We start from the raw sequence: 23,025 nt of genomic DNA on the forward strand, positions 1-23,025 counted from the left end.
AACAAGTTCGTGTCTGCATCAGCAAGCTACATTAATCAAAAAGATCGTCGCGCCATCGGGGGGGCTTCCTGTCTGGCAAGCGATGTGCCAGCGCATGCTCGCATACTTCGCGCGAAAAGGTATTGGCTGCCGCCTCGGCGCGCCAGTCGCGGAACGAAGAACGGGAACCATGTACGGTAATGTCGTCAAACTGCATGCAGCGCAAGACTGCCGTCAAACTCATGTCCGACAACTGAGCGCTACGCTTGCGACCTGAAAAGATGACGTCCCCTTGACGCGGACTGCCCGCAGCAGCGCAAGCGCCTCACAAGACAGCGGCACGCGATGCTCCTTGCCGGCCTTCATCCGCTGCGCTGGAATCGCCCACAGCGCCGCCTCCAAGTCAATCTACCGCCACCGCGCCCGCCACCTGACCTCTCCTGAGCGAACGGCCGTCAGAATCGCAACGCCAGCGCAGCGATCCTCTCTATGTCCAGCATCGTCCACATTGATCCGAGACTGTTTCCCGTACTTTTCCCGTACCAAACAAAAAAGGCCTACACCAGATCAGTGTAAGCCTTTGATATCAAACGAATTCTTGGTGGGAAGTGCAAGTTTCGAACTTGCGACCCCTGCAGTGTGAATGCAGTGCTCTACCCCTGAGCTAACCTCCCGAAGCGAGGCGAATTATCGCATAGGTGTTGCGGCATCTGCAAGGGCTGGAGACAGGAAATTTTCTGCGCCCTGCCTTTTTCTCAGCTGGCTGCGGGTGGCGCCGTCACGGCGCTCCAGATGCACTGGCCCTTGGCGGCCTTGTCCAGGCCGGCGATGGTGGCGTCGTGGGCGGCCAGTTCGTCGGCGCTGGCGCTGAGGAAGATGACTTCGGCCAGGGGCACGATTTCCAGCGCGGTGCCATCGGTGGCCACTTCCACCTCTTCTTCCATGCTCAGGCTGTTCTGGCCCCGCGTCATGGCCAGGTAAACATCGGCCAGCAATTCCGAATCCAGCAGCGCGCCGTGCAGCTTGCGGTGGGCGTTCGAGACGCCGTAGCGGTCGCACAGGGCGTCGAGCGAGTTGCGCTTGCCGGGATGCATTTCCTTCGCCTGCACCAGCGTGTCGATCACGCCGTGGACTTGCTCGTGCACGGGCGGCAGGTTCAAGCGCTTGAATTCCGCGTTCAGGAAGCCGATGTCGAACGGGGCATTGTGGATGATCAGTTCGGCGCCGGCGATATAGGCGCGAAATTCATCGGCGATTTCCGCGAATTTCGGCTTGTCGCTGAGGAATTCCGTCGTCAAGCCGTGGACGGCCAGCGCGCCCTCTTCCGAATCGCGCTCGGGATTGATGTAGTGGTGAAAATTATTCCCGGTCAACATGCGGTTGTTCAGTTCGACCGCGCCGATCTCCAGGATGCGGTCGCCCGTACGCGGATTCAGGCCGGTGGTTTCAGTATCGAGAACAATTTGACGCATGGCAGATTCAGTCTTAAAAGCAAAAAGCGAAGGGCACAGTATAGCAAACCTGTGTGCTGCCGCAATCGCACCCAGACATGTTCGACCGCCCAACCAAACCGTAGCGAGCGGCAGTGATGTGTGGCCGAGAAGCGCAACCGTACTTGGTACGGGGGGGCGCCGAGCCGGTGAGCATCACAGGCCGCAAAGCGCGACACGCAGCAGGTTGGGTTGGGCGTTCTTACGCGCGCACGGTTTCCACGCCCAGGTTGGCCAGTTCATCCGCACGTTCGTTGCCCGGATGGCCATTGTGGCCGCGCACCCAGCGCCATTCCACTTCATGTACGGCCTGGGCCGTATCGAGCGCCTGCCACAGGTCGACGTTTTTCACGGGCGCCTTGGCCGCCGTTTTCCAGCCGCGGGCCTTCCAGCCGTGGATCCATTCGCTGATACCCTTTTGCACGTACTGGCTATCGGTATACATCACCACCTGGCATGGACGTTTGAGGGCCGTCAAGGCCTCGATCACGGCTTTCAATTCCATGCGGTTATTCGTCGTATTCAATTCTCCGCCGTAAATTTCTTTCTTGGCGCCATCGGCCACCATCAGCGCGCCCCAGCCGCCTGTGCCGGGATTGCCCTTGCATGCGCCATCGGCGTAAATCTCTACCTTATCCATCTTGCTGTTCCCGCCTTTTATTCGTGACCGGTGCGCCTGCGGGCGCCGTCGCCGGTTTCTTGGTCCACGCCGGACCGATCAAACGCATCCCTTTGACGCGCTTGATCGCCTGCACTATATACACTGCGCCCAGATATGGCCACCAGCGCGCGCCCGCCCTGTCCATGAAGGCATTGCGGCGCAGCCATTTTTCTGTGCGGCAGGCGGGCGCGTAGCAGCCGAAATGGCTTTGGCTGACGCCCATGTTCATCAATTTTAACCAGTCTTTCATGCGCGGCATAGAGATCAGCTCGCCCGCCTGCGGCAGATAGTGGCGGCCCGTGACGCGCCCCAGCCCCTGGCGCGCGCCCCACAGGCTGGCCGGATTGAAACCGCAGACGATCAGGCGCCCTTCCGGGATCAGCACGCGCTCGACCTCGCGCAAGACCTGGTGTGGCTCGGCGGCAAATTCCAGCACGTGTGGCAAGACCACCAGGTCCAGGCTTTGCGAATCGAACGGCAACTCGTCAAACGCGGCCACCAGGGTGGTGCGGCTGCCCTGCGGCGGACGCGGTGGCAGGCGCGAATCGAGCTGCCATTTATTGGGCATGCGGCTGGCGGCCAGCGTATCGAGCTGGGGCAAGCCTATCTGCACGGCATTAAAACCGAAGATATCGACGGTCAGACTGTCCAGGCATTGCTGCTCCCACGCACGCACGTACAGACCGGCCGGTGTCTGCAGCCAGCCATCAAGCGCTATAATGGATTTTTCGGATGCCACACTGTCCATTCAGTTTTCTCTTTTACTCATGACCCAATCCCCTGAACACCCATTATCGGTACTTGCCGTGCCCGCCTTTGCCGACAATTACCTGTGGCTGATCCACGACGGCCGCCACGCCGCCGTGGTCGACCCGGGCGACGCCATGGTCATCCTCCATGCGCTCAAGGCGCATCAGCTGACCTTGTCTGCCATTTTACTCACGCATCACCACGCTGACCACACGGGTGGCGTACCTGAATTGTTGCAGCATTTCGCCGTGCCCGTGTTCGGCCCCCGCAATGAGGCTATCACAGCCATCACGGAACCGCTTGCCGAAGGCGATGTCGCCTATGTGCCCGAACTGGGCTTGCAGCTGACCGTCATCGACGTGCCCGGCCATACCAAGGGGCATATCGCCTACGTACGCCAGCGAACGGAGCAAGGCGAGGCGCCATGGCTGTTCTCCGGCGACACGCTGTTTGCGGGCGGCTGCGGTCGCCTGTTCGAAGGCACGCCGGGCCAGATGGCCGATTCGCTGGGCAAGCTGGCCGCCCTGCCCGACGACACCCAGGTATTTTGCGCGCATGAATACACCTTGTCCAACCTGCGCTTCGCCAACGCCGTCGAGCCCGGCAACCAGGCCTTGCAGGAACGCATCGCCATCGACACGGAAAAGCGCCAGCAAGGTTTGTCGACCGTGCCGTCGACCATTGCTCTTGAGAAGGCCACGAACCCCTTCCTGCGCTACCGCGAACCGGCCATCCTGAACAGCCTGAAAGTGGAAGGCAAACTGGCGGCCGATGCGTCGCCCGTGGAAGCGTTTGCGGCCTTGCGGATGTGGAAGAATAATTTCTGAGGACGCCATTGTCTGGCGTTGCCGCCATGAATGCAAAAAAATCCCGGTAATACATCACCGGGATTTTTTTATCGATCTATTTGATCAGGATCAGATTTCCTCGTACAACGGCAAGGTCAGGAATTCGGCGAACGATTCCGAAGTCGACATTTCCTCAAAAATCTGGCCGGCGCGCACGTAAGTCGGGCCGTTGCCGCCTGGCGCATCGCGCTGCACCTTGGCCAGCTCTTCCGGAATCATGGCGCGCACCATCTCGGCCGTCACCTTGCGCCCATCTTCCAGCACGCCCTTGGTGGAACGAATCCATTGCCATACTTGCGAACGGCTGATCTCGGCCGTGGCCGCATCTTCCATCAGGTTATGGATAGGTACGCAGCCGTTGCCGGCCAGCCAGCTGCCCAGGTAGTGGATGCCCACGTTGATGTTGTAGCGCAAGCCCGCTTCCGTGATCGGCGCTTCCGGCTGGAAGTTCAGCAGGTCCGACGCTTTCACGTCGATGTCGGGACGCTGTTTCTCGATCTGGTTCGGCTTGTCGCCCAGCACTTTCGTGAACTCGCCCATGGCCAGTTCCACCAGGCCAGGATGGGCCACCCAGCCGCCGTCGTAGCCGTCGGTGGCATCGCGCGCCTTGTCGTTGCGCACGCCGCCCATGGCGATGTCGTTCTTTTCCGGATCGTTCTTGATCGGGATCAAGGCCGCCATGCCGCCGATGGCCGGTGCGCCGCGCTTGTGGCACGTTTTCAGCAGCAGCAAGGCATACGCGCGCATGAAGGGCGCCGTCATCGTGACCTTGGCGCGGTCGGCCAGGCAGAAATCCTTGTCCAGTTTGAATTTCTTGATGCACGAGAAGATGTAATCCCAGCGGCCCGCGTTCAGGCCCGAGCTGTGCTCTTTCAGTTCGTACAGGATTTCATCCATTTCAAAGGCGGCCAGGATGGTTTCGATCAGGACGGTCGCCTTGATCGTCCCCTGCGGCAAGCCCAGCTCGTTTTGCGTCATGACGAAGATATCGTTCCACAAACGCGCTTCCAGATGCGATTCCATCTTCGGCAGGTAGAAATACGGGCCGGCGCCACGCGCCAGTTGTTCCTTGGCGTTATGGAACATGAACAGGGCGAAATCAAAGATGCCGCCGGAAATGCGCTTGCCGTCGACCAGCACATGCTTTTCATCCAGGTGCCAGCCGCGCGGACGCACGACCAGGGTGGCGATCTTGTCGTTCAGCTTGTACGACTTGCCATTTTGCTCCAGCGAAATCGTCTTGCGCACGGCGTCGAACATATTGATCTGGCCCGTCAGCTGGTTGTCCCAGTTCGGCGTGTTCGAGTCTTCGAAGTCCGTCATGTAGCTATCCGCGCCGGAATTGAAGGCGTTGATGACCATCTTGCGCTCGACGGGGCCCGTGATTTCCACGCGGCGGCATTCCAGCGCCTTCGGGATCGGCGCGATCTTCCAGTCGCCGTCGCGGATGTGTGCGGTTTCTGGCAGGAAATCAGGACGCTCGCCCGCATCGAGGCGCTTGGCGCGTTCGACGCGCACGGCCAGCAACTCCTGGCGGCGCGGCTCGAATGCACGCGTCAGCTTGGCCACCAGCGCCAGCGCTGCGGGCGTCAGGATCTGTTCGTAACCAGGCTGGATCTCGCCCGTGATTTGCATGCCTTCTGGAAGTGCGATCGTATTCTGCGTCATGAAGTTCTCCGTTTTTAGTCAATATAAGCAAAAGTAATCTGGTGATCCAAGTATAAGCTGCGCAACTGCACCCGCCTGTCACGACAAGGGCAAAAACACCCTGCCCGGCGGCTAATGATCTATAGTATATGCACTATAAAGCATGGAAACGAGATTAAAAATCACTTCATCTATGCGTTTTTATCACAAGTGACGGCATCGCGGGAGCATGGAATGGGCCAGTTCAGACAAATATCGACCTTCGTGGAAGTGGTGGCGAAAGGCAGCCTGTCGGCGGCCGCGCGCGCGGAAGGCATCGCGCCAGCCATGATCGGGCGCCGCCTCGACGCGCTGGAACAGCGCCTGGGCGTGAAACTATTGCAGCGCACGACGCGCAAGCTGGCGCTGACGAATGAAGGCGCCGCCTTCCTGGAAGATTGCCAGCGCATCCTGGGCGAGCTGGAAGAAGCGGAATCGGCCGTCGCAGAACGCAGCGTGAAGGCCAGCGGCCATTTGCTGATTTCCGCGCCGGCCGGCTTCGGGCGCCAGCACGTGGCGCCGCTGATCCCCTCGTTTGTCGCCGAGCACCGCGACGTGACGGTGTCGCTGAACCTGAATGACCGCCTGGTCGACCTGATCGGCGAAGGCATCGACGTGGCCATCCGCATCGCCAGCCTGTCCGATTCCTCGCTGGTGAGCACGAAACTGGCCGACAACCAGCGCGTGCTGGTCGGCTCGCCCGCCTATTTGAAACGGGCCGGCACGCCACGCATCCCGGCCGACCTGGCGAAACATAATTGCTTGGCGATCAGTGGCGAAGGCAGCCAGCGGGGCTGGACTTTCCGCGAAAACGGCAAGAATGTGGTTTTAAAGGTGGCGGGCAATATGGTCTGCAACGATGGCGAAGTGCTGCACGACTGGGCACTGGCCGGCAAAGGACTTGCCTGGCGTTCGATGTGGGAAGTGGGCGCGGAAATCGAATCGGGGCAACTGGTGACGGTGCTGGAGCAGTTCGCGGCGCCGGGCAACGATATTTATGCCGTGTTCGCCCAGCGCCGGCACTTGCCGCTGCGCATACGGGCGTTCGTGGATTTTTTGCGGCACAGCTATTCGCAAGCGGATTACTGGCGTGAACGCGCGATCTGAGGACGCCTGACCCCACCTGCTGTGCGTCGGCAGAGGCGGTTGGGTCCCGCGTCGTGACGCTGGCGGGGAAGCGGCGCAGGTTGGCGCAGGTCGGCGCAGGCCGGCTTGGCGCAGCGTCAGCCGACAACCTCCAGCACAGCAGCGACAGAAAGTGCGCGCCTACACATGTCGGCTTACGCGCAAGCGCCACGCCGACCTACACGGCGACGCAAGCACGCCGAAAGGAGCGCGCAGCCCACGCAAATCCCATGCATCACGGAAATTCAGGCGAAAAAAAATCCTCGGAGACCGAGGATTTCTTTATTTCGTTTGATCCAGCGTATTAGATTGGCTGAATGTTCGAAGCTTGCTTGCCTTTAGGGCCAGCGGTCACTTCAAAAGAAACGCGTTGGTTCTCTTGCAGGGACTTGAAGCCGTTCGACTGGATAGCCGAGAAGTGAGCGAACAGATCTTCGCCGCCTTCGTCAGGGGTAATAAAGCCGAAACCCTTCGAATCATTGAACCATTTTACGATGCCAGTTGCCATTACAATTTCCTATTTCAGTTAAGTTGGGCTTGCGCCCGTTATATCGTTTGAAGCAAGAAAGAAATGACAGACAAACTGCACAACTACCTCGAATCCAACGATGCCCAATTATACCAACAAAACTGAGAAAAACCATTCTTTCGCAAAATAAACTTGCGAACACCACTTTAATAGCCAAATCCCGGTCTTGCGGCGCCCTGTACCAGCGGCATGGAGACACTATATCCTAATCTGGGAACACACGGCTTTGCGTTGCATCAAATGAATCATTGCAACCACACCACCGCAATACTGTCGTTCAAGCCGTGAAATGGGGCGCGGCCGCATTGCATTCGGCCCAGCGCAACAACGTCCCCACCTGCGCGCTCACGCCAGGCCATTCGGCCAGCACCTGCCCCGGCTCGTTGAGCAGGGTGCGCACCAGCTGCTCGATGCGCCGGCATTCCTGGCCCAGCGCGGCGAAGCCGAAGGTGGCGGCCGAGCCGGCCACCGCGTGCAGGGCCCGGTGCAGGTCCGTCAGCGGTTCCAGGCGCGGCCCTTCGCCGTCGCAGCGGGCCTGCGCCTGCGCGATGGCTTGCATCAGGGCCGGTACGCCAGCCGCATATTTGTCGTTCAAGGCGCGCAGTCGGGCGCGAAAATCCGGATCGATCAAGGTTGCCATCGCAATACTCGCCTGAAGCCGCTTACTTGGTGCCGAAGATACGGTCGCCCGCATCACCGAGGCCCGGCACGATGTAGGCGTGGTCGTCGAGGTGCGAATCGAGCGAGGCGCAGAACATCTTGACGTTCGGGTGCGCGTTCTGGAACACGGTCACGCCTTCCGGTGCGGCCACGAGGGCCAGGAAGATGATTTGCTCGTCCGTCACGCCGCGCTTTTTCAGCACATCGACGGCGTACACGGCCGAATTGCCGGTCGCCACCATCGGGTCGCACAGGATGAAGGTGCGCTCGTTCAGGTCCGGCAGGCGCACCAGGTATTCCACCGGCATGTGCGTGGCCGGGTCGCGGTACACGCCGATATGGCCCACGCGCGCCGATGGCACCAGGTTCAGCAGGCCATCGCTCATGCCGATGCCCGCGCGCAAGATGGGCACGATGGCCAGTTTCTTGCCGGCGATGACAGGGGCGTCGATGGTGACGAGCGGCGTCTTGATTTCGCGGGTGGTCAGCGGCAAGTCGCGCGTGATCTCGTAACCCATCAGCAAGGTGATTTCCTTGAGCAACTCACGGAACGTGCGCGTCGACGTGTCGTGCTCGCGCATGTGGCTCAGTTTGTGCTGGATCAAAGGATGATCGGTAATGAACAAATTCGGGAAGCGTGGATCTTGTTTCATGTTGTTTTTCTTTCTCTGCTATCTAGGCGGCGGCATGCCTGCACCGCAAGCGCGCTATGTATCGATAAAATGATGGATTGCAGCATTATCCCAGTCCGCAGCCCGCCTGTGGCCGGAATTTGCGAAATAATTGCCGGCCGGCGCCGATGCAAGGTCAATATTCGCGCAGCGCACGCGCCAGGATGGCCGCGCAATCGGTGCCGGCCGGCAGACGCCCATATGCCCCGCCCGGCGCCTGCACCAGCCGCGATTGCAGGAACGCTTGCGCGACGCATGGCGGCGCATGACGCAGCAGCAAGCCGGCTTGCACGGCCAGCACGATGCGCTCGGCCAATTGCCGCGCGCCGAATTCATCCGTCTGCGGCCCGTCCAGGTCGGCCAGCAGGCGCGCCCGATAATCGGCAAAAGCGGCGTGCTCATCGCCAGCCAGCGCCAGCTCGGCCGCCAGCGCGTCGCGCGCGACGGGCGTCTTGCCGAAGGCGCGCAAGACGTCGAGGCACATCACATTGCCCGAGCCTTCCCAGATCGAGTTGACGGGCAGTTCACGGTACAGGCGCGCCAGCGGGGCCTCTTCCACGTAGCCGGTGCCGCCCAGCACCTCCATCGCTTCAAAGCCGAAACCGGGACCGCGCTTGCAGATCCAGTATTTGCCGGCCGGCGTGAGCACGCGCGCCAGCATGGCTTGCCGCGGATCCGCCTTTTCATCGAAGCAGCGGGCCAGGCGCAGCGCAAACGCCGTGGCCGCCTCGGATTCCAGCGCCAGGTCGGCCAGCACGTTCTGCATCAGGGGCTGCTCCACCAACGGCTTGCCGAACACGGCCCGCTGGCGCGCATGGTGCAGCGCCTGGGTCAGGGCGGCGCGCATGATGCCGGCGCTGCCCAGCACGCAATCGAGGCGCGTGTGGCTGGCCATTTCCAGGATGGTGGGAATGCCCCGCCCCGGCTGGCCCACCAGCCAGCCGTAGGCGTTGACGAACTCCACTTCCGCCGAGGCGTTCGAACGGTTGCCCAGCTTATCCTTCAAGCGTTGCAGGCGCACGGCGTTGCGGCTGCCGTCGGGCAGGAAACGGGGCACGAAGAAACACGACAATCCGGCATCGTCGGCCTGCGCCAGGATCAGATGGGCATCGCTTTGCGGCGCCGAAAAAAACCATTTGTGGCCGACGATGCGCCAGGCGCCGTCCGCCTGCTCGCCGAACAAGCTGCGCGCCTCGGCCGGCGGCACGGGCGTGGCGCGCGTGGTATTGCTGCGCACGTCGGAGCCGCCCTGCTTTTCCGTCATTCCCATGCCGACCAGGGCGCCGCGCTTTTGTTCCACCGGCAAGGAACGGGGATCGTATTCGCGCGAGAGGATTTTCGGCAACCAGCGCGCGGCGATCTGCGGCAGGTTGCCCGCCTGGCGCAGCGCCGGCACCGAGGCGTATGTCATGGTGACAGGGCATTGCGCGCCGTTTTCCACCTGCCCCACTAATAGATAGGCGGCCGCGCGCGCCACCTGGGCGCCGGGCCCCGGCGCGGCCCATGGCGCAGCGTGCGCGCCCGCGCCGACGAGGATGGCCATCAGCTCATGCCAGGCGGGATGAAAAATCACTTCATCGATGCGCCGGCCGGCGCGGTCGAACTGCTGCAGTTCCGGCCCGTGCCGGTTCGCCTCGCGCGCCAGCGCATAGGTGGCGGCACGGCCCAGCTTGTCACCCAGCGCATCGAGTTCCTGCAGCGCCGCGCCTCCCCCTTCGCGCAGCAAGGCTTCGATCAGGGCCGGGTCGCAGGCGAACAGATTGACGTTTTCAAACGGCGTGGCCTGGTTGAAAACTTCGTGCGTATCAAAGGCATTCATGGGCATCTCCCGCGATTTGTTATCATGGCGCCCTTGCCGCAATTGGCGCATCGTCCGCATCGTCCGTGAGCCAGACTAGCGCAAACACGCTGGCGGGGCAAGCGCGCCGCAGTGGCGCCATGCGGGATAAAAATCGGCCAGCACAAAAGCGGGCTGATTTTTTTCATACAAGGCAGGAATATTTACAAAACCTGAAGCAATGTTGCTCTATTTCATGTATTCCGATGCTTTTCAATGATACATTTCGTGTGGATCGCGTTCCGATAGCGACTCGTTGCCCGGCAAGGGGCAAACAGCACCATGCATTTTTCGTTGGCGCCCTGCCCTGCAGCGGGTGCCAACACTGATAAAAAAAGGTAAAAGCCAGCACGATGTTTTCCAGTACCCCATCCGCCGCCCACCGCGAAGCTCGCCAAGAGCTGGACAACCTCATGGAAGAGGCTGGCGACGTCGTGTTCCGCCTCGATGCGGACGGCCTGATCCTGTTTGCCAGCAAGCGCGCGGCCACGCTGTTCGGCGCGCCCAACGGCCTGTCCGGCCATCTGCTGCTGCCGCTGGCGGCCGAGGCGTCGCGCGCCGCGCTGCAGGCGGCGCTCGAAGACGCGCTGGAAGAACCGGGCCGCCTGGAAGTGCGCCTGCAAACGCCGGACCAGGAAATCTGGTTCGAGCTGCGCCTGTCCTCTTATATGAGCGCGGCCGGCATCGCCGAACTGCTGGTGGTCGGGCGCGATACGTCGGCCCAGCACAACACGGAAGAACGCTTGCGCCACATGGCCACGCACGATGCGCTGACCGGCTTGCCGAACCGGCTGCTGCTGTCGGACCGCATCCGCATGGTGATCGCCCAGGCGGCGCGCTCGGGCCAGGGATTTTCCGTCGCCACCATCGGCCTCGACGGCTTTAAAAAGGTCAACGATGGTCTCGGCCATCCCGTCGGCGACGCCGTGCTGCGCCTGGCCGCGGCGCGCCTGCGCAAGACCCTGCGCGACAGCGATACGCTGGCGCGCGTGGGCGGCGATGAATTCGTCGCCGTGCTGCCGGGCAGCGCCACCGATGCGCAAATCAAGCTGGTGACGGGCCGCCTGCTGGCCACCCTGCAGGCGCCGTTCGAAGTCGACGGCCACACGATCTACGTGGGCGCCTCCGTGGGCGTGTCCATTTATCCGCTGCACGCGGAAGACGAAGTGCGCCTGGTGGCGCTGGCCGATGCGGCCATGTCGCGCGCCAAGGAAACGGGCAAGGCCCGCTGCCTGGTCTACAGCCCGCGCCTGAACGGCCCGTCGGAACACGATATCTCGCTGGAAGCGGCCATGTTCCATGCCGTGCGCGAAGGCGAATTCCTGCTCTTTTACCAGCCCATCGTCGATGCGCATACGCGGCAGATCCAGGGTTTTGAAACCCTGATGCGCTGGAAGCATCCGACACTGGGCCTGGTGCCGCCCGTGCGCTTCATCCCCATCGCCGAAGCGAATGGCCTGATCAACCTGCTGGGCGCCTGGGCGCTGAAGGCGGCCTGCGTGCAGCTCAAGCAGTTTCAGGACGTGGCCAAACGCCCCCTGTACATCTCCGTCAACATCAGCCCGCGCCAGTTCCGCAACGATAAATTCCTCGACGTGCTCGATGACGCCATCGCCTTTTCGGGACTCTCCGGCGACCACCTGGTGCTGGAAATCACGGAAGGCACCCTGATGATCGATCCCGTGCATGCGGAGACCATCCTCGGCAAGATGACGGAACGCCGCGCGCGCATCGCCATCGACGATTTCGGCACCGGCTATTCCTCGCTGGCGTACCTGAAGCGCTTCCCTATTTCCGTGCTGAAGATCGACCGCACCTTCATCAAGGACTTGCCTGCATCGAGCAAGGATGCGGCCATCTGCAATACCATTCTCGACCTGGCCAAGCACTTGAATCTGTCGGTGGTGGCCGAAGGCGTGGAAACGGAAGAGCAGATGCATTTCATGGAGTCGCGCGGCTGTCATTACGTACAAGGCTATCTGACGGGAAAACCGATGCCGGCGCACGCCGCGCTATCGGCCTTGAGTGAAAAAACCTATGCGGCGCTGGTGCCCACGCCGTCTGCCCATGAGCTGCGCGGAGGTGTGCAATGAATCCAGGTCATTTCACGGCGCCGACACAGCTCGGCAAAAACACCCTGGACCTGCTGTGGGCGCGCACGCGCCAGCAGGGCGACATGCCCGGCTTCGCCAAGGCCATCAGCGCCATCCTGGGCGCCATGCGCGGCGAGGATGACCACGAATTCGACATCACGCAAACGGTGCTGTCGGATCCCGTCCTCACGCACAAGGTCCTCAGGCTGGCCAACAGCGGCATGTATTCCGCGTTTGGCCAGCGGGTCAACACGGTGTCGAAGGCGGTGCTGGTGCTGGGCATCGACGCCATCGGCCACCTGGCGCTGGGCCTGAAGCTGATCGAGGAACTGTCGCAGGCGTCTCCCGATTCCGTCAGCGCCCACGTGGAAATGGAAAAAGCCGTGCTGGCCGGGATGGTGGCACAGCAGGTGGCCACCAGCGCCGGCAGCCTGCAGGCGGAACAGGCCGTGGTCTGCTCCATGCTGCACACGCTGGGCCGCATGATGGTGACGTTCTACATGACGGATTTCTGGGCCCGCATGCAGGCGCACGCTGGCCCCGGCAACGAGGCGGCCGCCGCGCGCGAAATCCTCGGCCTGTCGCTGCCGGAAGTGGGCTATGCCACGGCCGCCCACTGGGGCCTGCCGCAGCACCTGATCAATGGCATGCGTCCGATGGACCCGTCGCCCGACAACGCGCCCGTCACCGGCGCCGACTGGATGGCGGGCCTGTCGACCATGGCGGCGCGCTGCGCCGACTCGCTGTGGCATGACGACGCGGCCGGCGCGGCGCAGGTGCACGCGCTGATCGACGACTATGCGGGCACCCTGGGCATCACCGCCACCGACCTGGTGGTGGCCGTGGACAAGGCCAAGGCCATGGCGGCGGCCGACCTGTCGATCGCGCCCCTGTCGAAGCCGGCCGAACGGCGCGCGCGCCAGCTGGCGTCGACGCGCATGCGCGCCGAAGGCAACCGCGTGCTGATCAGCGGCCTGGCCGACCTGCGCGGCGCCATCGGCAGCGCCAGTCCCGGCCAGATGGTCTCGATGGCATTGGAAACGCTGCACCAGGGTTTTGATTTTTCGCGCTCGGTGGCCTTCGTGCGCAACCACAAGGACCATCTGTATTCGGCGCGCATCAGCCTGGGCGACGGCATGGCCGACCTGCAGGACCTGATGGTGTTTGGCGACGCATATGAACCGAACGTCTTCCACGCGGCCCTCAATAGCGACCGCGTGATCTTCATCGACAATGCGCGCGACCCGAAATTCGCCGCCAAGCTGCCGCAATGGTGGAAAGCCACCCTGTCGGAAGCGCGCAGCTTCGTCGTGCTGCCGCTGTCGGCCAACGGCCACCCCACGGGATTTTTATACGGCGACTGGGACGACAGCTTCCCGCCGATCCAATTGAATCAGACGGAATTCAACCTGATCAACGATATCCGGGCGTTATTGGTGCAGTCGGTGGAGATGCGCCACCAGCTTGAGCTGGTGGCGAATAAAGTAGCATAAAACCCGCCCCCAACGGCAGAACTGCCGGGGTCGGACCTTGAAGGTCCGACCCCAGATCTTGCCTCTCGGGTCAATTACTTCAGCTTCGGCGTATTCACCGACACATCGCCGCACTGCGCGCGGTGCATCAGGGCGTGGTCGATCAGCACCAGCGCCAGCATGGCTTCGGCGATCGGCGTGGCGCGGATGCCCACGCACGGATCGTGGCGGCCGAACGTTTCGACCATCACGGGATTGCCCTCTTTATCGATCGAGCGGCGCGGCGTGCGGATCGACGAGGTCGGCTTGATGGCGATCGAGACGCTGATATCCTGCCCCGTCGAAATGCCGCCCAGTACGCCGCCGGCGTGATTGCCAATAAAACCTTCGGGCGTCAGTTCGTCGCCGTGCTCGGAACCCTTTTGCGCCACCGAATCGAAGCCGGCGCCGATTTCCACGCCCTTGACGGCATTGATGCCCATCATGGCGTAGGCGATGTCGGCGTCCAGCTTGTCGTAGATGGGCTGGCCCAGGCCGACGGGCACGTTCTGCGCGATCACGTCGATGCGCGCGCCGATGGAATCGCCGTCGCGGCGCAATTGGTCCATGGCCGCTTCCATGCGCGCGATCAGGTCCGCGTCGCCGCTGGCGGCAAAGAACGGGTTCGCATGCACGTGGTCCCAGGACTGGAACGGCACGGGGATGTCGCCCAGCTGGCTCATGCAGCCCTTGAACGTGGTGCCGTACTGCTGCAGCAGCCATTTCTTGGCGATCGCCGCCGCGCCCACCACGGGCGCCGTCAGGCGCGCCGACGAGCGGCCGCCGCCGCGCGGATCGCGCACGCCGTATTTATGCCAGTAGGTGTAGTCGGCGTGGCCGGGGCGGAAGCTTTCCGCGATATTGCCGTAATCCTTGCTGCGCTGGTCTTCATTGCGGATCAGCAGCGCGATGGGCGTGCCCGTCGTCACGCCCTGGTACACGCCCGACAGGATCTCGACCGTATCCGACTCCTGGCGCTGCGTCACGTGGCGCGAAGTGCCAGGCTTGCGGCGGTCCAGCTCGGGCTGGATATCGGCCTCCGACAGGACCAGTCCCGGAGGACAGCCGTCGATCACGCAGCCGATGGCCGGGCCATGCGATTCGCCGAAAGTGGTAACAGTAAACAGCTTGCCAAAAGAATTGCCGGACATAGTAGGAAGTGTGAAGGACTGGAAAACCCCATTCTACCAGCCTGCGGGGCAGGCCATGCCGCTAATGCCAGGCCACCGCCCGATATTTACCCGCCACCGGCCCTGCCGCCGCGCCTTTCGCCGCGCCCCAAACCGCCATTTTAAAATCCCGCGTTATTTTTTCGTATAAAAAATACCAAATAAGCGTCGCAATCATGCAATGCAAGAAATATTGCCCTACAGAATAGACTTAAAAAAACATTTTGCTTATTAAATAGCTATATACTTGGATCAGAGCGCGGCACACAATACTGAACGCCAACCCGGATTGAGGCTGCGCCGAGAGCACGTCACGACATGCCCAGGGCCAGGCGTCGTTGCCGCAGACAGTACGCAAGTACGGCGAGGCAACGCAACGATAGTTGAGTGCTGTTTTTCGTTGTTCCAGAGTGCATCAGAAATGCCCAGGGCTAGGCGTACTGCCGAAGACAGTACGCGAGTACGGCGAGGCAGTACAACAACGCCATGGACATTTCTGATGTGCTCACGTTCCGTATTGAGTCATCCTGGAGAAGCTATACATGCCCGCACCGATCATCCCCCTTGATGCCAACAAGGACGATCACGACGACCTGGTATTCCTCGATGAGCAACCGGCTGCGCCGCTGACGGTCGCGCCGCGCAGCGTGTGGCGGGTGATGATCATCGACGACGATGAAGACGTCCACTCCACCACCACTTTCGCGCTGGGCAACCTGGAAATGCAGCACCGTCCGCTGGAATTCGTGCACGCCTATTCGGCGGGCCAGGCGCGCGAGCTGCTCAAGCATGAAAGCGACATCGCCGTCATCCTGCTCGACGTGGTGATGGAACAGGACGACGCGGGCCTGCACCTGGTGCGCTACATCCGCGAAACGCTGAAGATGACGGACGTGCGCATCATCCTGCGCACGGGCCAGCCCGGCTATGCGCCGGAAATCGACGCCATCCGCGATTTCGACATCAACGATTACAAGACCAAGTCGGAACTGACGCGCATCAAGCTGTTTACCACCGTCACGGCGGCCATCCGCTCGTACGAACAGATCCGCTCGATCAGCAGCAGCCGGCGCGGCCTGGACCAGATCGTCCACGCCAGCACGCAGCTGATGGCGCTGCATGGCGTACAGAATTTCTCGGCCGGCGTGCTGGCGCAGATCGCCGACCTGCTGGGCATCCGCGCCGACGGCGTGCTGTGCGTGCAGGAGATGCTGGACAATGGCGGCAAGGAGCTGCTTGTCTCCGCTTGCACGGGCAGCTTTTCCGGCTTGCCGCACAGCGCCCTGTGCGGCCTGCAAAACCCGCGCGTGATGGCCGCCATCGAACACACGCTGGCGCAGCGGCGCAATGTGTATGCGCACGATTACGCCACCCTGTACTTCGCCGGCAAGGCCAGCCGCGACGCGGCCGCCTATTTGCTGCTGCCACGGCCCCTCACCGCCATCGATGAAAGCCTGCTGGAAGTGTTCTGCAGCAACGTCGCCGTGGGCCTGGACAACGTCGAGCTGGTGTCGCACCTGCATAACGCCGCCTTCTATGACAACCTGTCGAAACTGCCCAACCGCACGCGCCTGGTGGAAATCCTCGACGCCACGCTGGCCGGCCCCGCGCGCGACGACGCCACCCTGTCGCTGGTGGACCTGGACCATTTTGCCGAGACCAACGACGCCCTGGGCCACCAGTTCGGCGACCTGCTGCTGGTCGCCGTGGCGGGCCGGCTGCAAACCCAGCTGGGATCGCAACTGACCGTGGCGCGCCTGGGCGGCGACATCTTCTGCGTGCTGGGCGATTCCTCGCAAGTCAATCCGGCCAACATCCTGGCCCTGTTCCAGGCGCCGTTCAGCATCGACGGGCAGGACGTGCAACTGTCCGCCACCCTGGGCCTGGTGCGCCTGGGCGAACACGCGGGCACGGGCGCCGATGCGCTCAAGGATGCCGACATCGCCCTGAAGCGGGCGAAAAGCCAGCAGCGCGCCGGCCACTTCTATTTTTCGCGCAGCATGGGCATCGAAATCCGCGAACGCGTGCGCATGATGCACGCGCTGCGCACGGCTTTTAGCCAGGGCCAGCTGTTCGTCGTGTACCAGCCGCAGATCGACCTGACCACGCGCCGCCCCGTCGGCGCCGAAGCGCTGCTGCGCTGGCAGACGCCGGACGGCAAGTTCATCTCGCCCGACCGCTTCATCCCCATCGCCGAGTATTCGGGCATCATCATCGACCTCGGTGAATGGGTGCTGCGCACGGCGTGCCGCGAACTGGTGCAGCTGCGCGAACAGGGCCACCGCAACTTCGTCATGTCCGTCAACGTCTCGCAAGTGCAGTTCCGCCACCCGCTATTCCTGGAAATGCTGCGCGCGGCGCTGGAGGACACCCAGGCGCCGCCCGAATTCATCGAACTGGAAATCACGGAATCGATGGCCATGGAAGAGCCGGACATGCTGATCAAGATGCTGTGGCAGATCAAGCAGACGGGTGTCAGCATCGCCATCGACGACTTCGGCACGGGCTTCTCCTCGCTGTCCTACCTGCAGCGCCTGCAGGTCGACCGCCTGAAGATCGACCGCGCGTTTGTGACGGAAATCACGGGCTCGGCGCGCGGCAGCAGCATCGCGGAAATGGTCATCCAGCTGGGCCGCAACCTGGGCCTGGCCGTCATCGCCGAAGGCGTGGAAGACGAGCGGCAAGCGCAGATTTTGCAGGCGCTGGGCTGCCCCATGGCGCAGGGCTTTTTGTTCGCCCGCCCCATGACGGCCAGCGCGCTGGGAAGCTGGCTGAACAACGAGGCGCTGCAGGGCGCCGCCTAGGCCGTCCAGTGGATTGCCTGGAATGCAAAACGCCGGCGATTGCCGGCGTTGTTTTTACTGCATGAGTGAAGCTTAATCGGTGGTTTCGGCCGGCCAGTCGCGGATGTACGCCTTCAGCATCTGGTTCTCGAAGCTTTGCGCTTCCAGCACGGCGCGCGCCACGTCATAGAAGGAGATGACGCCCAGCAAGGTCTTGGCGTTCATGACGGGCAGGTAGCGCGCGTGCTTTTCCAGCATGATGCGGCGCACCTCATTGACTTCCGTATCGGGGGTGACGGTGATCGGGTGGTCATCCATGTGCTTGCGCACGGTGCCGCCGCCGATCTGGCCCGCGTTTTCATGCAAGGCGTTCAGCACTTCGCGGAAGGTCAGCATGCCGACCAGGTCGCCAAATTCCATGACCACCAGCGAACCGATGTCTTTTTCAGCCATGGTATTGGCCGCGTCAAGCAGGGGCTGGTCTGGCGTGACCGTGTAGAGGATGTTGCCCTTGACTTGGAGAATTTCAGATACTTTCATATTGGCCGTCCTGTCCGCGTGATTGGTTTTTTAGTTATTCTAGCCCTTACAGCGACTGTAGCCTATGCCTGCGGAAAAATCCAGCCTTGCGCGCAATCAAATCAAGGGGGATTGCCGGGCAAGAAAAACGTAGCGAACGGATGCGCTGCGCGGCCGAGAAGCGCAGCTGTACACCAGTACAGCGAGCATCGCCGGCCGTGCCCCGCGACGCGCAGTAGTTTTTCACGCCCGGCGGCGGAACCAGCCGGCTATCGACAGGCGTTCGCGCGCCGTCGGCAGCACTTCGTGCAGCATCTCGCCCGACAAAAACATGGCCATGCGCCCCGCCACCGGCGCGACATCCACCACGGGCGCGCCCTGCGGGTGCAGGCGCAAGGCGCCGCCATGCCCGGGCAGCCAGTCCTCGTTCAGGTACAGCACGACGGAGACGGTGCGCTTGTCGTCGTCGCGGAAGCGGTCCAGATGGGCCCGGTAAAAGGCGCCCGGCGCATACACGGCGAAATGGCTTTCGTACTCGTCCAGCCCCAGGAACAGTTCGCGGTTCAGGGTCCGCCGCAGCTCCTCCATGTGCGCCAGGTAGCTGTCGCAGGCGGCTGATCGGCCCGCTTCCAGCCATTCGATATGGTCGCCGCGGATTGCCGGCTGCAGCAGCGGCGCATGGCCGCTGCCTACGCCGGCGCCCTTCATGTTGCCGCTGAGCATGGATTGCACGCATTCGGCGGCCAGCTGGCGGCTCAGTTCAGGGGAAATGAAATGCTCTTGCATGACCCAGCCTGCGTGGCAGAGGCCGTCGACGATACGAGGTCCGGATACGGCGAGGGCGCCGTCGAACGATATTGCGGGCATAAAATCTTTCCTGGTGGACTTGCGATGAGAGTTCGCCTGAAGTCCAGGAATTCGCTGGCACGTAGCTGAACGCCCTGCGGCGCGGCGCACGCGCACAGGTAAAACAGCCCGAATATCGCTGACCCGATATCCTACCACCGCCGCTGCGCGCCGGTCACTTTTTTTACACTTCAGGTTACACGCCATGCCCGCCGCCACGGCGCCATGCGCCCTGCACGCCGGCCCTTTTGCTCAGCTGCAAATCAGGTTACGATCTTGCCACTATAAAAACTTGGCGGAGACACCATGAGCGGCCCGAAATACCCCGGTTTTGACACCTTATCCCTGCATGCGGGCGCCACGCCCGACCCGGTGACGGGCGCGCGCGCCACGCCCATCCACTTCACGTCCTCGTTTGCCTTCAAGAGTTCGGACCACGCGGCCTCGCTGTTCAACATGGAACGGGCCGGCCACGTGTATTCGCGCATCTCGAATCCCACCAACGCCGTGCTGGAAGAGCGCATCGCCGCGCTCGAAGGGGGCGTGGCCGGCATCGCCACGGCCAGTGGCCAGGCGGCCATGCACCTGGGACTGTCCACCATCGCCGGCGCCGGTTCGCACATCGTCGCCTCGCGCGCCCTGTACGGCGGCTCGCACAACCTGCTGGCGTACACCTTGAAACGCTTCGGCATCGAGACGACCTTTGTCGACCCGCGCGATGTGGACGCGTGGCGCGGCGCGATACGCCCGAATACGAAAGTGCTGTTCGGCGAAACCCTGGGCAATCCGGGCCTCGACGTGCTGGACATCCCCCGGATTGCCGCCCTGGCGCACGAGCACCAGCTGCCGCTGATGCTCGACTCGACCTTCACCACGCCCTATCTGCTGCGTCCCTTCGAGCATGGCGCCGACCTGGTATTCCACTCGGCCACCAAGTTCCTGTGCGGCCATGGCACGGCCATCGGCGGCTTGCTCGTCGACGGCGGCACGTTCGACTGGCAGGCGGCCTACGACAAGACGGGCCGTTTTGCCGAACTGTGCGAACCGTACGAGGGCTTTCACGGCATGGTCTTCGCCGAGGAATCGACGGTGGCGCCGTTCGCCCTGCGCGCGCGGCGTGAAGGCTTGCGCGATTTCGGCGCCGTCATGAGCCCGCACAATGCCTTCGCCGTCCTGCAAGGCATCGAAACGCTGGGCTTGCGCATGGACCGCCACGTGGCCAACACGCGCAAGATCATCGACTTCCTGCTGGCCAATCCCGCCGTCGAATCCGTGTCGTATCCCGAACTGCCGTCGCATCCCGATTACGCGCTGGCGAAAACCCTGCTGCCAAAAGGCGCGGGCGGCGTGTTCACTTTCCGCCTGCGCGGCGACCGCGCGGCCGGCCGGCGCTTTGTCGACAGCCTGAAGGTCTTCTCGCACCTGGCCAACGTGGGCGACGCCAAGTCGCTCGTCATCCACCCCGCCTCCACCACGCATTTCCGCGTGCCCGACGATCAGCTGGTACAGGCAGGCATCACGCAAGGCACCATGCGCCTGTCGGTGGGCCTGGAAGACGCGGACGATTTGATCGAAGACCTGGCCCGTGGCCTGAAACTGTCGCAGAAAGGCGCCTGAGATGCTGCTCACCATCGACAACACCACGGCTTACTGCTACACGGGCGGCAAGGCTTTCAACCCACAGCAGCCGACGGCCGTCTTCATCCACGGCGCGCAGAACGACCACAGCGTGTGGGCGCTGCAGACGCGCTACTTCGCGCACCACGGCTGGAACGTGCTGGCCGTCGACTTGCCGGGCCACGGCCGCAGCGGCGGCGCGGCGAAAACCAGCGTCGAGGACCTGGCGCGCTGGATACTCGCCGTGCTGGACTCTGCCGGCGCGGCCAAGGCCATGTTGATCGGCCACAGCATGGGCTCCCTGATCGCGCTGGAAGCAGCATTCCTGGCGCCCGAACGGGTCAGCCACCTGGCCATGCTGGGGTCCACCTACCCGATGAAAGTCTCGCCCGCCCTGCTGGAAACGTCATTGAACGATGAACAGGCGGCCATCGACATGGTCAATATCTGGTCGCACTCGTCGATCGCGCAAAAGCCGTCGTTCCCCGGCCCCGGCTTCTATGCCATGGGCGGCGCGCGGCGCCTGAAACAGCGCATCGCCGCCCGCAATCCCGCTCACGTGTTCCACACGGATTTTTTCGCCTGCAACGCCTATGCGAACGGCGACATCGCCGCCGCTTCGGTACACTGCCCCACTTTATTCATTTTCGGCGCGCGCGACATGATGACGCCGCCCAAGTCGACCCGGCTGCTGACGTCAAGCATCGCGCATGGCACCGTGGTGCAGGTCGACAGCGGGCACGAATTGATGGCCGAGCAGCCGGACGCCGTGCTCGACGCGCTGTTTGCGTTTGCGCAGACAGCGGCGTGACATCACGCGCGCTTTTTTAGGATAGATGCACCATGTTGTTGAATACCCTGTTTGATGAATTGACTGGCCGCGGCAGCGGCACGGAAGCGGCGCGGCACGCACGCTACGAATGGCTGGAGCAGCTGCGCTGCGCCAATCCCCTCGCGGACGAAAACGGCCCCATGGCGGGCATCCCCGGCCACCACTGGTACCGGCTGCCGCAGGCGCTGACGGTGGCGGGCCAGCGGACGGACCTGCTGGTCGGCACCCTGAACGCCCAGTACCTGGTGTTTGCCGGCCGCCATGCGCCGGCGTTCGCGGCCGAACTGGGCCTGCAATACGATGCCAACAACCGCATCGACCGCCCCGGTGGCCTCGACGCGCTGCTGGCCGCGTATGAAGAACAGGACGACGGCAGCTGGAGCACCTTGCCGGCTGGTTCGCCAGCGCCGCCGCTGGCGGGCTGGGACGACGTGTATTTCCGCGTGCGCGACCTCAGCGACGGCAAGGCCATCCAGAGCGTTACCACCATCGCCTACGAAAGCAGCCGCTTTCCCGGCTACACCCTGCTGGGCACGACCCTGGTGGGCGCCGGCGCCATCGCCCACGACGACGAGACGGCGGCATATTTGCAGCAAATCTTCGCCGACTGGGCCATCCAGCGCAGCTGTGCCGACGCTTGCCCGTCTTCGCCGGCGCCGTGGCCCTGCACGCCGCGCCAGCAGCCGCCCGCACCGTTCGGCGCCCCGTTTGATTTTGCGCGCAACCTGGCCTATCTTGACGCCCTGCTGGCCGCCTACGGACGCGCGCAGATGCAGGCGCAAGACGACGGCGACGACGCCGCCTACTGGGCCTGCGCGGCCGCCAGCGTGGCCTACCAGGCATTTTCGCTGCGCTACACGGCCGGCCTGCCCTTGCTGGATGTGGAAACGGCGCTGGAAGCGGCCGTCGCCGCCTGCGAGACGGCGCGCGCGGCCCTGGCCGCCGCCTACGATGACGAGCAATTGCCCGCCTTCGATTTCGAACAATTGACCGATTACGCGCGCACCCTGCAACTGCTGGGGGCTAGCCTGCTGTTCGGCCGCCACGACCTGGCCGCCCGCCTGGCCGCCCTGCAAACGGCCTTCGATGGCGAAGACGGCGTGGTTGAAGCGCTGCTGTCGGCCATCGATCCGCAGCGTCCCGCCGTCGACGAGTGGTACTTCGCCGCGCCCTACACGGCCCTGTACGACTGCCTGCACGCGGACGACGCCACGCAGCAGCTGGCGCACTTGCGCCACTACCTGGCCAGCTGGCACGCGGCGCTGGTGCAGGAAGACTGGTTCAACGGCCATTTGCGCGCACAGGGCCTGGGCGGCTACTACGGCCTGTGGGCCTTCGAGGCGGCCGCCGTGGCAAGACGCCTGGGACTCGATCGCGGCGCACTGGCGCACTGGCTCATGCCGCCATCCCCGTGAGCGC

19 protein-coding genes and 1 tRNA gene are annotated in these 23,025 nt (G+C 63.1%); 8 read left to right on the forward strand and 12 right to left on the reverse strand.

The genetic code is table 11. From position 1 onward, the window contains the following. Window positions 1–578 precede the first annotated feature (578 nt). From BM193_RS20595 to BM193_RS20610, 4 genes are all read right to left on the reverse strand, one after another. Window positions 579–653: transfer RNA gene (locus tag BM193_RS20595), tRNA-Val, on the reverse strand. Window positions 654–734: 81 nt separating this feature from the next. Further along, window positions 735–1,451, reverse strand: coding sequence for a DNA polymerase III subunit epsilon (dnaQ, locus tag BM193_RS20600; protein WP_092800351.1), 717 nt, complete (start codon window positions 1,449–1,451; stop codon window positions 735–737). A gap of 220 nt (window positions 1,452–1,671) precedes the next feature. Beyond that, entirely contained in the window at window positions 1,672–2,109 is a 438-nt protein-coding gene (gene rnhA, locus BM193_RS20605; RefSeq protein WP_092800349.1) for a ribonuclease HI, read from the reverse strand. Then, the gene (locus BM193_RS20610; RefSeq protein ID WP_092800346.1) at window positions 2,102–2,878 is read right to left on the reverse strand and encodes a class I SAM-dependent methyltransferase; all 777 of its coding nucleotides are present in this window, start codon (window positions 2,876–2,878) and stop codon (window positions 2,102–2,104) included. The genes rnhA and BM193_RS20610 overlap by 8 nt, the downstream gene beginning before the upstream one ends. Before the next feature lie 19 nt (window positions 2,879–2,897). Between BM193_RS20610 and gloB the strand changes: the two genes are divergently transcribed. Beyond that, window positions 2,898–3,707, forward strand: coding sequence for a hydroxyacylglutathione hydrolase (gene gloB / locus BM193_RS20615; RefSeq protein ID WP_092800343.1), 810 nt, complete (start codon window positions 2,898–2,900; stop codon window positions 3,705–3,707). 90 nt (window positions 3,708–3,797) lie between these two features. On the opposite strand, the gene aceB is transcribed toward gloB, so the two are convergent. Next, window positions 3,798–5,396, reverse strand: a complete 1,599-nt coding sequence (gene aceB, locus BM193_RS20620) for a malate synthase A (RefSeq protein ID WP_092800340.1) — start codon at window positions 5,394–5,396, stop codon at window positions 3,798–3,800. A 213-nt stretch (window positions 5,397–5,609) separates the two neighbouring features. Here aceB and BM193_RS20625 point away from each other — a divergent pair, with 213 nt between their 5' ends. Continuing rightward, entirely contained in the window at window positions 5,610–6,521 is a 912-nt protein-coding gene (locus BM193_RS20625; RefSeq protein WP_092800337.1) for a LysR family transcriptional regulator, read from the forward strand. 322 nt (window positions 6,522–6,843) lie between these two features. On the opposite strand, the gene BM193_RS20630 is transcribed toward BM193_RS20625, so the two are convergent. The 4 genes from BM193_RS20630 to BM193_RS20645 all read right to left on the reverse strand — a co-directional run bounded on the left by BM193_RS20630 (window position 6,844) and on the right by BM193_RS20645 (window position 10,218). Beyond that, complete coding sequence (locus tag BM193_RS20630; protein ID WP_010398811.1) at window positions 6,844–7,047, reverse strand: cold-shock protein; 204 nt, start codon at window positions 7,045–7,047, stop codon at window positions 6,844–6,846. A gap of 298 nt (window positions 7,048–7,345) precedes the next feature. Then, window positions 7,346–7,708, reverse strand: coding sequence for an Hpt domain-containing protein (locus tag BM193_RS20635; RefSeq protein WP_092800334.1), 363 nt, complete (start codon window positions 7,706–7,708; stop codon window positions 7,346–7,348). A 22-nt stretch (window positions 7,709–7,730) separates the two neighbouring features. Beyond that, entirely contained in the window at window positions 7,731–8,381 is a 651-nt protein-coding gene (gene upp, locus BM193_RS20640) for a uracil phosphoribosyltransferase (protein ID WP_010398816.1), read from the reverse strand. 154 nt (window positions 8,382–8,535) lie between these two features. Continuing rightward, window positions 8,536–10,218, reverse strand: coding sequence for an isovaleryl-CoA dehydrogenase (locus tag BM193_RS20645; RefSeq protein WP_175533368.1), 1,683 nt, complete (start codon window positions 10,216–10,218; stop codon window positions 8,536–8,538). Window positions 10,219–10,589: 371 nt separating this feature from the next. On the opposite strand from BM193_RS20645, the gene BM193_RS20650 reads away from it, so the two are divergent. Further along, window positions 10,590–12,329, forward strand: a complete 1,740-nt coding sequence (locus tag BM193_RS20650) for a putative bifunctional diguanylate cyclase/phosphodiesterase (RefSeq protein WP_092800328.1) — start codon at window positions 10,590–10,592, stop codon at window positions 12,327–12,329. Continuing rightward, window positions 12,326–13,822 carry an HDOD domain-containing protein gene (locus BM193_RS20655; RefSeq protein ID WP_092800325.1) on the forward strand — a complete coding sequence of 499 codons (1,497 nt, stop codon included), beginning with the start codon at window positions 12,326–12,328 and terminating at the stop codon, window positions 13,820–13,822. Before BM193_RS20650 ends, BM193_RS20655 begins: the two co-directional genes overlap by 4 nt. 74 nt (window positions 13,823–13,896) lie before the next feature. Here BM193_RS20655 and aroC read toward each other — a convergent pair whose 3' ends face one another. Beyond that, window positions 13,897–14,991, reverse strand: coding sequence for a chorismate synthase (aroC, locus tag BM193_RS20660; protein WP_092800322.1), 1,095 nt, complete (start codon window positions 14,989–14,991; stop codon window positions 13,897–13,899). Between the two features lie 560 nt (window positions 14,992–15,551). Between aroC and BM193_RS20665 the strand changes: the two genes are divergently transcribed. After that, window positions 15,552–17,813 (forward strand): putative bifunctional diguanylate cyclase/phosphodiesterase, encoded by a 2,262-nt coding sequence (locus tag BM193_RS20665; protein ID WP_092800319.1) that lies wholly within the window; start codon window positions 15,552–15,554, stop codon window positions 17,811–17,813. A gap of 72 nt (window positions 17,814–17,885) precedes the next feature. Here BM193_RS20665 and BM193_RS20670 read toward each other — a convergent pair whose 3' ends face one another. Together BM193_RS20670 and BM193_RS20675 are read right to left on the reverse strand one after the other, a co-directional pair. Then, entirely contained in the window at window positions 17,886–18,332 is a 447-nt protein-coding gene (locus BM193_RS20670) for a CBS domain-containing protein (protein WP_010398828.1), read from the reverse strand. Window positions 18,333–18,554: 222 nt separating this feature from the next. Continuing rightward, window positions 18,555–19,178, reverse strand: coding sequence for a 2OG-Fe(II) oxygenase (locus BM193_RS20675; protein WP_092800316.1), 624 nt, complete (start codon window positions 19,176–19,178; stop codon window positions 18,555–18,557). A 285-nt stretch (window positions 19,179–19,463) separates the two neighbouring features. On the opposite strand from BM193_RS20675, the gene BM193_RS20680 reads away from it, so the two are divergent. Genes BM193_RS20680 through BM193_RS20690 form a run of 3 tightly spaced genes read left to right on the forward strand, consistent with a single transcriptional unit; the run spans window position 19,464 to window position 23,021 of the window. Next, the gene (locus tag BM193_RS20680) at window positions 19,464–20,774 is read left to right on the forward strand and encodes an O-acetylhomoserine aminocarboxypropyltransferase (RefSeq protein WP_092800313.1); all 1,311 of its coding nucleotides are present in this window, start codon (window positions 19,464–19,466) and stop codon (window positions 20,772–20,774) included. 1 nt (window position 20,775) lies between these two features. Then, entirely contained in the window at window positions 20,776–21,585 is an 810-nt protein-coding gene (locus BM193_RS20685; protein WP_092800310.1) for an alpha/beta fold hydrolase, read from the forward strand. 32 nt (window positions 21,586–21,617) lie between these two features. Then, window positions 21,618–23,021, forward strand: coding sequence for a PoNe immunity protein domain-containing protein (locus tag BM193_RS20690; RefSeq protein ID WP_092800308.1), 1,404 nt, complete (start codon window positions 21,618–21,620; stop codon window positions 23,019–23,021). Window positions 23,022–23,025 lie beyond the last annotated feature (4 nt).

It is taken from the genome of Janthinobacterium sp. 344, assembly GCF_900112025.1.
Taxonomy (GTDB): domain Bacteria; phylum Pseudomonadota; class Gammaproteobacteria; order Burkholderiales; family Burkholderiaceae_D; genus Janthinobacterium.

Coding starts and splice junctions, on each gene's coding strand:
- dnaQ (WP_092800351.1), bottom strand. CDS start 1,451: ATGCGTCAAATTGTTCTCGATACTGAAACCACCGGCCTGAATCCGCGT.
- rnhA (WP_092800349.1), bottom strand. CDS start 2,109: ATGGATAAGGTAGAGATTTACGCCGATGGCGCATGCAAGGGCAATCCC.
- BM193_RS20610 (WP_092800346.1), bottom strand. CDS start 2,878: ATGGACAGTGTGGCATCCGAAAAATCCATTATAGCGCTTGATGGCTGG.
- gloB (WP_092800343.1), top strand. CDS start 2,898: ATGACCCAATCCCCTGAACACCCATTATCGGTACTTGCCGTGCCCGCC.
- aceB (WP_092800340.1), bottom strand. CDS start 5,396: ATGACGCAGAATACGATCGCACTTCCAGAAGGCATGCAAATCACGGGC.
- BM193_RS20625 (WP_092800337.1), top strand. CDS start 5,610: ATGGGCCAGTTCAGACAAATATCGACCTTCGTGGAAGTGGTGGCGAAA.
- BM193_RS20630 (WP_010398811.1), bottom strand. CDS start 7,047: ATGGCAACTGGCATCGTAAAATGGTTCAATGATTCGAAGGGTTTCGGC.
- BM193_RS20635 (WP_092800334.1), bottom strand. CDS start 7,708: ATGGCAACCTTGATCGATCCGGATTTTCGCGCCCGACTGCGCGCCTTG.
- upp (WP_010398816.1), bottom strand. CDS start 8,381: ATGAAACAAGATCCACGCTTCCCGAATTTGTTCATTACCGATCATCCT.
- BM193_RS20645 (WP_175533368.1), bottom strand. CDS start 10,218: ATGAATGCCTTTGATACGCACGAAGTTTTCAACCAGGCCACGCCGTTT.
- BM193_RS20650 (WP_092800328.1), top strand. CDS start 10,590: ATGTTTTCCAGTACCCCATCCGCCGCCCACCGCGAAGCTCGCCAAGAG.
- BM193_RS20655 (WP_092800325.1), top strand. CDS start 12,326: ATGAATCCAGGTCATTTCACGGCGCCGACACAGCTCGGCAAAAACACC.
- aroC (WP_092800322.1), bottom strand. CDS start 14,991: ATGTCCGGCAATTCTTTTGGCAAGCTGTTTACTGTTACCACTTTCGGC.
- BM193_RS20665 (WP_092800319.1), top strand. CDS start 15,552: ATGCCCGCACCGATCATCCCCCTTGATGCCAACAAGGACGATCACGAC.
- BM193_RS20670 (WP_010398828.1), bottom strand. CDS start 18,332: ATGAAAGTATCTGAAATTCTCCAAGTCAAGGGCAACATCCTCTACACG.
- BM193_RS20675 (WP_092800316.1), bottom strand. CDS start 19,178: ATGCCCGCAATATCGTTCGACGGCGCCCTCGCCGTATCCGGACCTCGT.
- BM193_RS20680 (WP_092800313.1), top strand. CDS start 19,464: ATGAGCGGCCCGAAATACCCCGGTTTTGACACCTTATCCCTGCATGCG.
- BM193_RS20685 (WP_092800310.1), top strand. CDS start 20,776: ATGCTGCTCACCATCGACAACACCACGGCTTACTGCTACACGGGCGGC.
- BM193_RS20690 (WP_092800308.1), top strand. CDS start 21,618: ATGTTGTTGAATACCCTGTTTGATGAATTGACTGGCCGCGGCAGCGGC.